Source organism: Streptomyces sp. DH12, from assembly GCF_020873895.1.
In the GTDB taxonomy this organism is placed as follows: domain Bacteria; phylum Actinomycetota; class Actinomycetes; order Streptomycetales; family Streptomycetaceae; genus Streptomyces.
The window spans coordinates 1-13,200 of record NZ_JAHWGT010000027.1 but is presented as its reverse complement, the minus strand read 5'-3'; the positions used below and the strand labels follow the sequence as shown (position 1 = coordinate 13,200).

Annotated in this window: 11 protein-coding genes; 8 read left to right on the top strand and 3 right to left on the bottom strand. The window is 73.4% G+C overall.

The features are described from left to right. Positions 1-122: 122 nt before the first annotated feature. The gene (locus LPA54_RS23160; RefSeq protein WP_228980925.1) at positions 123-599 is read left to right on the top strand and encodes a MarR family winged helix-turn-helix transcriptional regulator; all 477 of its coding nucleotides are present in this window, start codon (positions 123-125) and stop codon (positions 597-599) included. Between the two features lie 177 nt (positions 600-776). Here the strand turns inward: LPA54_RS23160 and meaB are convergent, their stop codons facing one another. Continuing rightward, positions 777-1,733 carry a methylmalonyl Co-A mutase-associated GTPase MeaB gene (gene meaB / locus LPA54_RS23155; protein WP_228980923.1) on the bottom strand — a complete coding sequence of 319 codons (957 nt, stop codon included), beginning with the start codon at positions 1,731-1,733 and terminating at the stop codon, positions 777-779. A 15-nt stretch (positions 1,734-1,748) separates the two neighbouring features. After that, positions 1,749-2,960, bottom strand: a complete 1,212-nt coding sequence (locus LPA54_RS23150; protein WP_228980921.1) for an acetyl-CoA C-acetyltransferase — start codon at positions 2,958-2,960, stop codon at positions 1,749-1,751. Between the two features lie 149 nt (positions 2,961-3,109). On the opposite strand from LPA54_RS23150, the gene mce reads away from it, so the two are divergent. From mce to LPA54_RS23115, 7 genes are all read left to right on the top strand, one after another. Further along, the gene (gene mce / locus LPA54_RS23145) at positions 3,110-3,550 is read left to right on the top strand and encodes a methylmalonyl-CoA epimerase (RefSeq protein WP_228980920.1); all 441 of its coding nucleotides are present in this window, start codon (positions 3,110-3,112) and stop codon (positions 3,548-3,550) included. 177 nt (positions 3,551-3,727) lie between these two features. Beyond that, positions 3,728-7,783: a polarized growth protein Scy gene (scy, locus tag LPA54_RS23140; protein WP_228980917.1), complete on the top strand. Its 4,056-nt coding sequence runs from the start codon at positions 3,728-3,730 to the stop codon at positions 7,781-7,783. Between the two features lie 115 nt (positions 7,784-7,898). Then, positions 7,899-8,837 carry a cellulose-binding protein gene (locus LPA54_RS23135; protein ID WP_228980915.1) on the top strand — a complete coding sequence of 313 codons (939 nt, stop codon included), beginning with the start codon at positions 7,899-7,901 and terminating at the stop codon, positions 8,835-8,837. Positions 8,838-8,982: 145 nt separating this feature from the next. Then, positions 8,983-9,927 (top strand): ABC transporter ATP-binding protein, encoded by a 945-nt coding sequence (locus LPA54_RS23130; protein ID WP_228980914.1) that lies wholly within the window; start codon positions 8,983-8,985, stop codon positions 9,925-9,927. 3 nt (positions 9,928-9,930) lie between these two features. Continuing rightward, positions 9,931-10,710 (top strand): ABC transporter permease, encoded by a 780-nt coding sequence (locus LPA54_RS23125; protein WP_228980910.1) that lies wholly within the window; start codon positions 9,931-9,933, stop codon positions 10,708-10,710. 122 nt (positions 10,711-10,832) lie between these two features. Next, positions 10,833-11,903: an ABC transporter ATP-binding protein gene (locus tag LPA54_RS23120; RefSeq protein WP_228980908.1), complete on the top strand. Its 1,071-nt coding sequence runs from the start codon at positions 10,833-10,835 to the stop codon at positions 11,901-11,903. Next, complete coding sequence (locus LPA54_RS23115) at positions 11,900-12,709, top strand: ABC transporter permease subunit (RefSeq protein ID WP_228980904.1); 810 nt, start codon at positions 11,900-11,902, stop codon at positions 12,707-12,709. The genes LPA54_RS23120 and LPA54_RS23115 overlap by 4 nt, the downstream gene beginning before the upstream one ends. A 10-nt stretch (positions 12,710-12,719) precedes the next feature. Here the strand turns inward: LPA54_RS23115 and LPA54_RS23110 are convergent, their stop codons facing one another. Next, entirely contained in the window at positions 12,720-13,058 is a 339-nt protein-coding gene (locus tag LPA54_RS23110; RefSeq protein WP_228980900.1) for an ATP/GTP-binding protein, read from the bottom strand. Positions 13,059-13,200 lie beyond the last annotated feature (142 nt).

Sequence of the window (13,200 nt, the reverse complement as noted above, 5' to 3'; positions counted from 1 at the left end):
GTCTGCGGAGTGTGACGCGCTCGAACGCCTGCGCAGTGTGCGGTCGTACGGGGACGGGGGACGGGGAGCGAAGCGGCGTCACTACTTCGTCCAATATTCAACATCTTAGGTAGAATCCACATATGGAGACCGAGACGGCCACCCCGTGGCTGAGCGATGGCGAGCAGTGCGCCTGGCGCACCTATCTCGACGTCAACCGACTACTCACCTACCAGCTGGAGAAGGACCTCCAGCCGTTCGGCCTGACCTACAACGACTACGAGATCCTCGTGAACCTCTCGGAGTCGCCCGAGCGCCGCATGCGGATGAGCGACCTCGCCGCGGCGACCCTCCAGTCCAAGAGCCGGCTCTCCCACCAGATCACCCGGATGGAGAACACCGGCCTGGTCCGACGCGAGAACTGCGAGTCGGACCGGCGCGGACTGTACGCGGTCCTCACCGACCAGGGCATGGAGACCATGCACAAGGTGGCACCGCACCACGTCGAGTCGGTGCGCAGGCACTTCATCGACCAGCTGGCCCCCGAGGCGCTGACCGACCTCCACGCCTCCCTGCGGCCGATCGCGGAACACCTGCGCGGCCTGCGCGGCAAGCCGTAGCGGCCCCGCGCGCACCCGCACCACCCCGCACCACGCGCACGACCCGCACGACCCCGCGCTGCCCCGCGGGGCGCATCCTCCCGGTGGGGGCCACGCCGACCGACCCTCCACGGGAACCGCGACACACGAAAGGGCCCCGCCCCCCGATCGGGGGCGGGGCCCTTCGGTCACGCCCGCTCAGCGGCCCGTCAGGCCCGCCACCAGCTCGTCGGCGGCCGCGTACGGGTCGAGCTCGCCCGACACGATCCGCTCCGCCAGCACGCCCAGGCGCCGGTCGCCCCGCAGGTCGCCGATGCGCTCGCGCAGCGCGGTGACCGCGATGGTCTCCACCTCGTGCGAGGCGCGGGCCCTGCGGCGCTCGCCCAGGACGCCGTGCTCCTCCATCCAGGCGCGGTGCTTCTCCAGCGCCTCCACGACCTCGTCGACGCCCTCGCCGCGCGCGGCGACCGTCTTCACGATCGGCGGCCGCCAGTCGCCCGGCGCCCGCGCCTCGCCGAGACCGAGCATGTGGTTGAGCTCGCGCGCCGTGGCGTCCGCCCCGTCCCGGTCGGCCTTGTTCACCACGTACACGTCGCCGATCTCCAGGATGCCGGCCTTCGCCGCCTGGATGCCGTCGCCCATGCCGGGTGCCAGCAGCACCACCGACGTGTCCGCCTGCGAGGCGATCTCCACCTCGGACTGACCCACGCCGACCGTCTCGACGAGCACCACGTCGCAGCCGGCCGCGTCCAGGACGCGGATCGCCTGCGGCGCCGACCACGCCAGACCGCCCAGGTGCCCGCGGGTGGCCATGGAGCGGATGTAGACGCCCGGGTCCGAGGCGTGCTCGGACATCCGGACCCGGTCGCCGAGCAGCGCGCCGCCGGAGAACGGCGACGAGGGGTCCACGGCGAGGACGCCGACCCGCTTGCCCGCCCGGCGGTAGGCGGAGACCAGCGCCGAGGTCGACGTGGACTTGCCGACGCCCGGCGAACCCGTCAGGCCGACCACGTACGCGCCGCCCGTGAGCGGGGCGAGGGCCGCCATCACCTCACGGAGCTGCGGGGACGCCCCCTCCACGAGCGAGATCAACCGGGCCACGGCCCGGGGCCTGCCCTCCCGTGCCTGGGCGACCAGTGCGGGGACGTCCACCATCACGTACAGAGCTCCTTACTTCGCCGAAGCGCTCGGGACACGCAGGATCAGCGCGTCGCCCTGGCCGCCGCCGCCGCACAGCGCCGCCGCGCCGGTCCCGCCGCCGCGCCGCCTCAGCTCCAGCGCCAGGTGGAGCACGATACGGGCGCCGGACATGCCGATCGGGTGGCCCAGGGCGATGGCGCCGCCGTTGACGTTCACCTTTTCAGGGGAGACGCCCAGATCCTTCATGGACTGCACGGACACGGCCGCGAACGCCTCGTTGATCTCGATCAGGTCCAGGTCCGCCACGTCCATGCCCTCCTTCTTCAGGGCGTGCGTGATCGCGTTGGACGGCTGCGACTGGAGCGCGTTGTCCGGGCCCGCGACGTTGCCGTGCGCGCCGATCTCCGCGATCCACTCCAGGCCCAGCTCCTCCGCCTTGGCCTTGCTCATCACGACGACCGCGGCGGCGCCGTCGGAGATCTGCGACGAGGAGCCGGCCGTGATCGTGCCCTCCTTGGAGAACGCCGGGCGCAGCCGGGCGAGCGTCTCGGCCGTGGTCTCGGGCCGGATGCCCTCGTCCTTGGCGAACAGGACGGGCTCGCCCTTGCGCTGCGGGATCTCCACGGGCGTGATCTCCGCCTCGAACAGCCCGTTCTTCTGGGCGGCCGCCGCGCGCTGGTGCGACAGGGCGGAGATCTCGTCCTGCTCGGGGCGGCGGATGCCGAGGCGGGTGTTGTGCCGCTCGGTGGACGCGCCCATGGCGATGTTGTCGAACGGGTCGGTGAGGCCGTCGTACGCCATCGCGTCGAGCATCTCGATGGCGCCGTACTTGTAGCCCTCACGGGACTTCGGGAGCAGGTGCGGCGCGTTGGTCATCGACTCCTGGCCGCCGGCGACGATCACGTCGAACTCGCCCGCGCGAATCAGCTGGTCGGCGAGGGCGATGGCGTCGAGGCCGGAGAGGCAGACCTTGTTGATCGTGAGCGCCGGGACGTTCATCGGGATGCCCGCCTTGACGGCGGCCTGACGGGCGGGGATCTGCCCGGCGCCCGCCTGGAGCACCTGCCCCATGATCACGTACTGCACCTGGTCGCCGCCGATGCCCGCGCGGTCGAGGGCGGCCTTGATGGCGAAGCCGCCGAGGTCGACCCCGGAGAAGGACTTCAGGGAGCCGAGCAGCCGGCCCATGGGCGTGCGTGCGCCCGCGACGATGACGGAGGTGGTACCGGTCGTTCCAGACATGAGGACGATCCCCTTCCAGCCTGGCTGGGCTGCGGAGTGAACGAGGGTTTACCGCCAATGTACTGAGCGGTACCACCCCCGGTCACCGGGCGGTCGGTGTGACGGCGCGCACGTTGCGTAACCACCCCGTGGAGCGCTGCACTGGTCGCATGCTCACCAGAATCGACCACATCGGGATCGCCTGCCACGACCTCGACACGACCGTGGAGTTCTACCGCTCCACCTACGGCTTCGAGGTCTTCCACACCGAGGTCAACGAGGAGCAGGGCGTCCGCGAGGCCATGCTGAAGATCAACGGCACCTCCGACGGCGGCGCCTCCTACCTCCAGCTCCTGGAACCCACCCGCGAGGACTCCACCGTCGCGAAGTGGCTGGCCAAGAACGGCGAGGGCGTCCACCACATCGCCTTCGGCACCGCGGACGTCGACGGCGACGCGGCGGACATCCGGGACAAGGGCGTGCGGGTCCTCTACGACGAGCCGCGGCGCGGCTCCATGGGGTCGCGGATCACGTTCCTGCACCCCAAGGACTGCCACGGGGTCCTCACCGAACTGGTCACCTCGGCTGAGTCCGCCTCAGCGGAGCACTGACCCGACGGATTCCCGGCCCGGTAGAGTGGGCGGCTCCGGGCCGGGGCCGGGTCGGTGCCGTGCCACGGCGTCGTCGTCGCAGGCGTCGATCTGAGACCATTCCCCGGGGGGCCGTTCGCCGGCGAACGGTGCCCGTACGAAGAGAGTTCGCGACCAGGGGACGGATGGGACCGCGCAGTGCGGGGCTACGAACGCCAGGAGAGCCACCGGGCTGACGACGACCACCTTTCGCGGTTCGAGGCCGAGATGGACCGGCTGAAGACCGAGCGGGAGAAGGCCGTCCAGCACGCCGAGGACCTCGGCTACCAGGTCGAGGTGTTGCGCGCCAAGCTCCACGAGGCCCGGCGCGCCATCGCCTCCCGGCCTGCCTACGACAACGCGGACATCGGCTACCAGGCCGAACAGCTGCTGCGCAACGCCCAGATGCAGGCCGAGCAGATGCGTTCCGACGCGGAGCGCGAGCTGCGCGAGGCCCGCGCCCAGACCCAGCGCATCCTCCAGGAGCACGCCGAGCACCAGGCCCGCCTCCAGGCCGAGTTGCACCACGAGGCGGTCCAGCGGCGCCAGCAGCTCGACCAGGAGCTGGCCGAGCGCCGCCGCACCGTCGAGGCGCACGTCAACGAGAACGTGGCCTGGGCCGAGCAGCTGCGGGCCCGCACCGAGGCCCAGGCGCGGCGCCTGATGGAGGAGTCGCGCGCCGAGGCCGAGCAGGCGCTCGCCGCCGCCCGCGCCGAGGCCGCCCGGGTCGCCGAGGAGGCCCGCCAGCGGCTGGCGGCCGAGTCCGAGGCCGCGCGCGCCGAGGCGGAGGCGACGCTGCTGCGCGCCCGCCGGGACGCCGAGCGGCTGCTCAACGCCGCCTCCGCGCAGGCCCAGGAGGCCACCAGCCACGCCGAGCAGCTGCGTACCGCCACCGCCACCGAGGCCGAGCAGGCGCGGCAGCAGGCCACCGAGCTGAGCCGCGGCGCCGAGCAGCGCATGCAGGAGGCCGAGGAGCGGCTGCGCCTGGCCCGCGCCGAGGCCGACAAGGTCGTCGCCGCCGCCACCGAGGACGCCGCGAGGAAGCTCGCCGCCGCCGAGTCCGCCAACGAGCAGCGCAGCCGTACCGCGAAGACGGAGATCGCCCGGCTGGTCGGCGAGGCCACCAAGGAGGCCGAGGCGCTCAAGGCGGAGGCCGAGCAGGCGCTCGCCGACGCCCGCGCCGAGGCGGAGAAGCTGGTCGCCGAGGCGGCCGAGAGGTCCCGCACCAAGGCCGCCGAGGACTCCGCGGCGCAGCTGGCGAAGGCCGCACGCGCCGCCGAGGAGGTGCTCGGCAAGGCGTCCGAGGACGCCCAGGCCACCACCCGCAAGGCGAGCGAGGAGGCCGAGCGGATCCGCCGCGAGGCCGAGGCCGAGGCCGACCGCCTGGTCGGCGAGGCCGCGGACACCGCGCAGCAGCTGCGCGGCGCCGCCAAGGACGACACCAAGGAGTACCGCGCCAAGACGGTCGAGCTCCAGGAGGAGGCCCGCCGGCTGCGCGGGGAGGCCGAGCAGCTGCGGTCGGAGGCCGTCGCCGAGGGCGAGCGGATCCGCACCGAGGCCCGGCGCGAGGCGCTCCAGCAGATCGAGGAGGCGGCCGGGACCGCCGAGGAGCTGCTGACCAAGGCCAAGTCCGACGCCGACGAGCTGCGCACGGCGGCGGCCGCCGACAGCGAGCGCGTCCGCGCCGAGGCCATCGAGCGCGCGACCGCCCTGCGCGCCCAGGCCGAGGAGACCCTGGAGCGCACCCGCGCCGAGGCCGACCGGCTGCGCGCCGAGGCCGAGGAGCAGGCCGAGTCGGTGCGCGCGGCCGCCGAGACCGCCGCGACCGCGCTGCGCGAGGAGGCCGAGCGCGGGGTGGCGGCCCGGCGCGAGGAGGCCGCCGAGGAACTGTCCCGGCTCCACGAGGAGGCCGAGGCCCGGCTCACCTCGGCCGAGCAGGCCCTCGCCGACGCCCGCGCGCAGGCCGAGGGACTGCGCCGGGAGGCCGCCGAGGAGACCGAGCGGCTGCGCACCGAGGCGGCCGAGCGGCGCCGCACCCTCCAGGAGCAGGCCGAGCAGGAGGCCGAACGGCTGCGCACCGAGGCGGCGGCGGAGGCGTCGGGCGCCCGCGCCGAGGCGGAGAACGCCGCCGTACGGCTGCGCGCCGAGGCGGCCGCCGAGGCCGAGCGGCTGCGCACCGAGGCGCAGGAGACCGCCGACCGGGTGCGGACCGAGGCCCAGGCGGCGGCCGAGCGGCTCAAGACGGAGGCCGACCAGGAGCTGGCGGCCGCGCAGGAGGAGGCCAACCGGCGCCGCAGGGAGGCCGAGGAGACCCTCGGCGCCGCCCGCGCCGAGGCCGACCAGGAGCGCGACCGGGCACGGCGGCAGAGCGAGGAGCTGCTCGCGTCGGCCCGCACCCGGGTCGAGGAGGCCCAGACGGAGGCGCAGCGGCTGGTCGAGGAGGCGGACCGGCGGGCCACGGAGCTGGTCTCCGCCGCCGAGCAGACCGCGCAGCAGGTGCGCGACTCGGTGGCCGGGCTGCAGGAGGCCGCCGAGGAGGAGGTCGCCGGACTGCGGTCGGCCGCCGAGCACGCCGCCGAGCGGACCCGTACCGAGGCGCAGGAGGAGGCGGACCGCGTCCGCGCCGACGCCTACCAGGAGCGGGAGCGCGCCGCCGAGGACGCCACCCGGGTCCGCGAGCGGGCCCAGGAGGAGAGCGAGGCGGCGAAGGCGCTCGCCGACCGGACCGTCCGCGACGCCCTGGCGGAGGCCGAGCGGCTGAAGAGCGACAGCTCCGAGTACGCGCAGCGGGTGCGCACGGAGGCGTCGGACTCGCTGGCCGCGGCCGAGCAGGACGCGGCGCGTACGCGGGCCGAGGCCCGGGGCGACGCCAACCGCATCCGCTCCGAGGCGGCCGCGCAGGCCGACCGGCTCGTCACGGAGGCGTCGAACGAGGCGGAGAAGCTCGTCGGTGACGCGACCGCCCGCGCCGAGGAGATCGTCGGCGACGCGACGGGCGAGGCGGAGCGCGTCACCACCCGGGCGTCCGAGGAGGCCGGGCGGCTGGCCGCCGAGGCGACCGCGGCGCTCGACGGGGCGCGCGCGGAGGCGGCCCGTCTGCGCGCCGCGGCCGAGCGGGTGAAGGCCGACGGCGAGACGGAGGCCGAGCGGCTGCGCGCCGAGGCGCGCGCGGACGCCGAGCAGCTGCGGGACGAGGCCCGCAAGGCCGCCGACAAGCGGCGCGCCGACGCCGCCGAGCAGGCGGACCAGCTGGTCGCGGAGGCGAGCGGCGAGGCGGAGCGGCTGCGGGCGGAGGCGGCCGAGACGGTCGGTTCCGCGCAGCGGGCCGCCGAGCGGCTGCGCGAGGAGGCCGAGCAGCACCTGCGGGAGACCGAGGAGGTCGCCGAGCAGCTGCGCGCGGAGGCCCGTACGGAGGCGGACCGGCTGCTCGACGAGGCCCGGGAGGCGGCCGACAAGCGGCGCGCCGACGCCGCGGAGCAGGCGGACCAGCTGGTAGCGAAGGCGCAGGAGGAGGCGCTGCGCGCCACGACGGACGCCGAGTCGCAGGCCGACACGATGGTCGGCGCCGCCCGCAAGGAGGCCGAGCGCATCGTCTCCGAGGCGACCATCGAGGGCAACGCCCTGGTGGAGAAGGCGCGTACGGACGCCGACGAGCTGCTGGTCGGCGCGCGCAGCGACGCCAACGCCATAAGGGAGCGCATGGAGGAGCTGCGCACGCGGACCGAGTCGGAGATCGAGGAGCTGCACGAGCGCGCCCGCCGGGAGAGCGCCGAGCAGGTGCGGGTCGCCGGCGAGCGGGCGGACAAGCTGGTGAAGGCCGCCGAGCAGCAGCTGGCCGAGGCGGAGGCGAAGGCCGAGAAGCTGCTCTCCGACGCCAACTCCGAGGCGAGCAAGGTCCGTATCGCCGCGGTGAAGAAGGCCGAGGGCCTGTTGAAGGAGGCCAACCAGAAGAAGGCCGACATGGACCGCGAGGCGCAGCGCGTCCGCGAGGAGGCGGAGGCGGAGGCCGCGCGCGTGGTGGCCGACGGACGGCAGGAGCTGGAGGTGCTCGTGCGTCGCCAGGGGGACATCCAGACGGAGATCTCCCGTGTCCAGGCGGTACTGGAGGCGTTGGAGTCCTTCGAGGCGCCGGCAACCGGCGGCAAGGACGGCGCCGTGAAGGCCGGCGCGGCGGCCGGGGGTACCCGTTCGAGTGGCAAGTCAAACACCGACTAGGCCACTCAAAAGGCTGGACATTCTCCCAATCAAACGGTCATCCGCTCGATGACACGCCGCCTCGGCCCCTAGGATTCCCTCTAACACCTCACCGGTCTCATTCGACAGGAACCCCATGAGCGACACATCCTCCCCCTTCGGCTTCGAGCTCGTGCGGCGTGGTTACGACCGCGGTCAGGTGGACGACCGCATTACCAAGCTCGTCGCCGACCGTGACAGTGCTCTGGCCCGAATCACCGCTCTGGAAAAGCGCATCGAGGAGCTGCACCTCGAGACGCAGAACGCCCAGGCCCAGGTCAGCGACGCCGAGCCGTCGTACGCCGGGCTCGGCGCCCGCGTCGAGAAGATCCTCCGCCTCGCCGAGGAGGAGGCCAAGGACCTGCGCGAGGAGGCCCGTCGCGCCGCCGAGCAGCACCGTGAGCTCGCCGAGTCGGCCGCCCAGCAGGTGCGCAACGACGCCGAGTCGTTCGCCGCCGAGCGCAAGGCGAAGGCGGAGGACGAGGGCGTCCGCATCATCGAGAAGGCCCAGTCCGAGGCGAACTCGCTGCGCTCCGAGGCGCAGAAGGACGCCCAGTCCAAGCGGGAGGAGGCGGAGGCCCTCTTCGAGGAGACCCGCGCCAAGGCCGCGCAGGCCGCCGCCGACTTCGAGACGAACCTCGCCAAGCGGCGCGAGCAGTCCGAGCGGGACCTGGCCTCGCGTCAGGCGAAGGCGGAGAAGCGGCTCGCGGAGATCGAGCACCGTGCCGAGCAGCTGCGCCTGGAGGCGGAGAAGCTGCGCACGGACGCGGAGCGCCGGGCCCGCCAGACGGTGGAGACCGCGCAGCGCCAGGCCGAGGACATCGTGGCCGACGCGAACGCCAAGGCGGACCGCATCCGCAGCGAGTCGGAGCGCGAGCTCGCCGCGCTGACGAACCGCCGCGACTCCATCAACGCCCAGCTGACCAACGTCCGCGAGATGCTGGCGACGCTGACCGGCGCGGCCGTCGCCGCGGCCAACGTGCCGAGCGACGAGGAGCCGACGACCCGCGGCGTCCCGGCGCAGCAGTCCCGCTGACACACCGGCGTACGAGCCGCCGTGCCCCGGCGCGGCCGCCGCGCGACACGGTCCTGTTCCCCCGTGAGGACCGCCGTGCGTGTACGTCCGATGGCCCTCCGTCATTGAGGTGGCGGGGGGCCATCGGCTTCCGTAGCGTGGGCGCATGATCGAAGTAGAGGGCCTGACGAAGCGTTTCGGTACGAAGACGGCCGTCGATCGACTCTCCTTCACCGTCCGTCCCGGAATGGTCACGGGTTTCCTCGGGCCCAACGGCGCGGGCAAGTCGACGACGATGCGCATGATGCTCGGTCTGGACGCCCCGACGAGCGGGACGGTCCGGATCGACGGGATGCGGTACCAGCAGCTCCAGGAGCCGCTGAAGTACATCGGCGCCCTGCTGGACGCGAAGGCGATGCACGGCGGGCGCAGCGCGTACCACAACCTCCTCTGCCTGGCGCAGGCGAACCGCATTCCCGAACAGCGGGTCGGGGAGGTGCTCGACATCGTCGGGCTGACGGCGGTGGCGCGCAAGAAGTCGAAGAACTTCTCGATGGGCATGGGGCAGCGACTGGGAATCGCCGCAGCGCTGCTGGGTGATCCACGGATTCTCATGTTCGACGAACCGGTCAACGGGCTTGACCCGGAGGGAATTCACTGGATCCGCAATCTGATGAAACAGCTCGCGGCCGAAGGAAGGACGATCTTCGTTTCGAGCCATCTCATGAGTGAAATGGCACTGACGGCGGATCACCTGATCGTCATCGGACAGGGCCGGCTGATGGCCGACACGACGATGGCGGATTTCATCCAGCGGAATTCGCGGGCGTACGTACGCCTGCGCACCCCGCAGCAGGAGCTCGCCCGGGACGTGCTCCGGCAGGAGGGGATGACGCCCGTGGACGGCGCCGACGGGTCGCTGGAGATCGACGGGGCGTCGACGGAGCGGATCGGCGAGCTGGCCGCGCGGCACGGCGTCGTCCTGCACGAGCTGAGCGCCCAGCGCGCCTCGCTGGAGGAGGCGTTCATGCGCATGACCGCCGGCGCGGTCGAGTACCACGCACACACGGTCGCCCCGCCCCAGTGGGGCGCGGGCGTGAAGGGGGCCTGAACGATGGCATCGGTACCGGCGGTACTCCGGTCGGAGTGGACCAAGATCCGCACGGTCGCGTCGACCGTCTGGACGCTGGCGAGCGCCCTGGTCGTGACGGTCGCGGTCGGCGCGGGGCTGAGCGCGCTGACCCGGTCGCTCTTCGACGACCTGCCGGAGGCGGAGCGGCTGACCTTCGACCCCACGGTGGTCAGCTTCTCCGGGATGATGCTCGGCCAGCTGGCCATGGTCGTCTTCGGCGTCCTCGTCGTCGGCACGGAGTACGGCTCCGGCATGATCCGCACGTCACTGGCGGCGGTCCCGCAGCGGGCGACGTTCCTCTTCGGCAAGATCGCGGTGGCGGGGCTGCTGGCCCTGGCGGTGGGGCTGGTCACCAGCTTCCTGTCGTTCTTCGTCGGTCAGGCGCTCCTCGGGGAGCACAGCACGACGATCACCGAGGACAACGTGGCGCGCGCGGTGGTCGGCGGCGGCCTGTACATGGGGCTGATCGCGGTCTTCTCGATGGGCGTCGCGGCGATGCTGCGCTCGTCGCTGCTGTCGCTGGGCGTGCTCGTGCCGTTCTTCTTCCTGGTGTCGCAGATCCTGTCGGCGGTGCCGAAGGCCAGGGAGGTCGCCCAGTACTTCCCCGACCAGGCCGGCTCCAAGATCATGCAGGTGCTCCCGGACGCCATGGGCCAGGAACCGGCCCCGTACGGGCCGTGGGGCGGGCTCGGGATCATGGTGCTGTGGGTGGCGGCGGCGCTGGTCGGCGGCTACATGGTGCTGAAGCACCGCGACGCGTAGGTTGTGGACGGAGGAGGGAACCGGCACCGCCGGATCCCCCTCTTACCTCTTACGGGTGACCCCCGCGTCCGGTCCGACCCGGTGGCGCCCCCCGACGAACCGACCTGTGCTGGGGCTGGAGAATGATCGAGGCAGTCCGCCTGACCAAGCGCTACGGCGCCAAGACCGCCGTCGACGACCTCTCGTTCCAGGTGCGGCCCGGTGTCGTCACCGGGTTCCTCGGGCCCAACGGCTCCGGCAAGTCGACGACGATGCGGATGATCCTCGGGCTGGACCGGCCCACCTCCGGGCGGGTCACCATCGGCGGCCACCCCTTCCGGGAGCTGCCGAACGCCCCCCGCCAGGTCGGCGCGCTGCTCGACGCCCGCGCCGTGCACGGCGGCCGCACCGCCCGCAACCACCTCCTCGCCCTCGCCCAGCTCGCCGGGATCCCCGCGGGCCGGGTGGACGAGGTCCTCGGCGTCGTCGGCCTCCAGGACGTGGCCCGCAAGCGGTCCAACGGCTTCTCCCTCGGCATGGGCCAGCGCCTGGGCATCGCCGCGGCGCTCCTGGGCGACCCGCAGGTGCTCCTCTTCGACGAGCCGGTCAACGGCCTGGACCCCGAGGGCATCCTCTGGGTGCGCAACCTCATGAAGGCGCTGGCCGCCGAGGGCCGCACGGTCTTCGTCTCCTCGCACCTGATGAGCGAGATGGCCCTCACGGCCGACCACCTCATCGTCATCGGCCGCGGCCGACTGCTCGCCGACATGACCGTGCCGCAGTTCATCGCCGCCAACTCCGCCGGCTTCGCCCGCGTGCGGGTCCCCTCGGACGAGCCGGAGCAGCGCGAGAAGCTCACGGCCGCGCTCACCGGCGCGGGCGGCTTCGTCCTGCCGGAGCGCGACGGGGCGCTGCGCGTGACCGGGCTGCCCCTCCCCCGCATCAGCGACCTGGCGCACGGCGCCGGGGTACGCCTGTGGGAGCTCTCGCCGCACCAGGCGTCGCTGGAGGAGGCGTACATGCGCATGACGCAGTCGGCCGTGGACTACCGCTCCACCGACGACCGGCTGGCCGAGCTGGGCCCGCTGCCGGAGCAGCCGCCGGTCGTCCCGGACGTCCCGATGGAGGGCTGGTACGCGCCGCCGCCGCCCGGCGCCGGGGGCGGGCCGCGAGAGAGCCGTACGCACGACAGCAGCACCGAGGACGCCCGATGACCACCACTCCGTACACCTCCCCCATCCCCGTGCGCCGCGCCCACCTCGGGGACGCCATCGCCTCCGAGTGGACCAAGATCCGGTCGCTGCGGTCGACGGTCTGGACGCTCGGCGTCATGGTCCTGGTCGTCGCCGGCGTCGGCATCCTGCTGGCCGTGGCGATCGGCCGGATCCCGGAGGGCGGCGAGGTCGGCGGCACCGCGCTGGACCTCGGCATGGTCGGCATGCTGCTCGGCACCGTCTGCGTGATCACCCTGGGCGTGCTGACGATCACCTCCGAGTTCGGCACCGGCATGATCCGCACGTCGCTGACGGCCTGCCCCAGCCGAGGCCGGGTGCTGGCGGCCAAGTGCGTCGTCTTCTTCGGGCTGGTCTTCACCATCACCACGCTCGTGTCGGCGTTCACCGCCGCCGCGCAGTCCGCCGTCCTCGGCTCGACCGGGGGCGCCACCGCCGGGCAGTGGGTGCGCGCGACGTTCGGCGTGGGCCTCTTCATGGCGACCCTCGGCCTGCTGTCCCTCGCCGTGGGCACCCTGCTGCGCCACTCGGCCGGGGCGATCACGACGGTGATCGGCCTGGTGCTGATGCCGTTCGTCCTGGCGATCGGCCTCTACACGGAGAACCTCCAGCCGCTGCGCAGCGCCCTGGTCGAGTACTCCATCCCCAGCATGCTGGCGGCGCTGTACAGCGGTGGCTCGATGGACGCCGCGGCGCCGTCGGGCTGGCAGCCGCTGGGGATCATGCTCGCGGTGACCGCCGTGGCGCTCGCCGGGGCGTCCGTGGCGCTCGACCGCCGCGACGTGTAGGCGACGGCCCCTAGTAGCGGGGCGCGTTGCGGGACCGCTGCACCCGGGTGGTGCGGCGGTCCTTCGCGTTCCAGCACGCCTTGTGCCAGTGCCGCCGGTCGTCCACGCCGCCGTACTGCGGCCAGGCGACGACGTGGGCGACGCCCGAGGGGATCTCCTGGTCGCAGCCGGGGCAGCGGTAGCGCTTACCCATCGCGGTCGCCCCGGCGACGTCGCGGACCGACCACTCCTCGCCCTGCCAGGTCTCGGTCCGCTGGAAGCCGCCGTACCGGTCGCCGTCGCCCGCGCCCGGGGGGAGGGGGTACTTCGCTCCGCCCCGCTTCGGGGGCTGGTTGCGGCGCGGGGACACGGGACACCTCACGGGGGCGGGCGGGCACGGGCTGCGGTCTCCCGTCCAGCCTAAGGGCCGCCCAGGGGGCGCCCGGCACGCCCCCGCGGGCGCCCCCGCCGCCTCACGCCCCCGAAAGGGACCACAACCCCCACCACCGGCC

What these genes read in the sequence shown, in the direction of transcription:
- LPA54_RS23160 (WP_228980925.1), top strand. Translation starts at nt 123, where the DNA reads ATGGAGACCGAGACGGCCACCCCGTGGCTGAGCGATGGCGAGCAGTGC.
- meaB (WP_228980923.1), bottom strand. Translation starts at nt 1,733, where the DNA reads ATGGTGGACGTCCCCGCACTGGTCGCCCAGGCACGGGAGGGCAGGCCC.
- LPA54_RS23150 (WP_228980921.1), bottom strand. Translation starts at nt 2,960, where the DNA reads ATGTCTGGAACGACCGGTACCACCTCCGTCATCGTCGCGGGCGCACGC.
- mce (WP_228980920.1), top strand. Translation starts at nt 3,110, where the DNA reads ATGCTCACCAGAATCGACCACATCGGGATCGCCTGCCACGACCTCGAC.
- LPA54_RS23135 (WP_228980915.1), top strand. Translation starts at nt 7,899, where the DNA reads ATGAGCGACACATCCTCCCCCTTCGGCTTCGAGCTCGTGCGGCGTGGT.
- LPA54_RS23130 (WP_228980914.1), top strand. Translation starts at nt 8,983, where the DNA reads ATGATCGAAGTAGAGGGCCTGACGAAGCGTTTCGGTACGAAGACGGCC.
- LPA54_RS23125 (WP_228980910.1), top strand. Translation starts at nt 9,931, where the DNA reads ATGGCATCGGTACCGGCGGTACTCCGGTCGGAGTGGACCAAGATCCGC.
- LPA54_RS23120 (WP_228980908.1), top strand. Translation starts at nt 10,833, where the DNA reads ATGATCGAGGCAGTCCGCCTGACCAAGCGCTACGGCGCCAAGACCGCC.
- LPA54_RS23115 (WP_228980904.1), top strand. Translation starts at nt 11,900, where the DNA reads ATGACCACCACTCCGTACACCTCCCCCATCCCCGTGCGCCGCGCCCAC.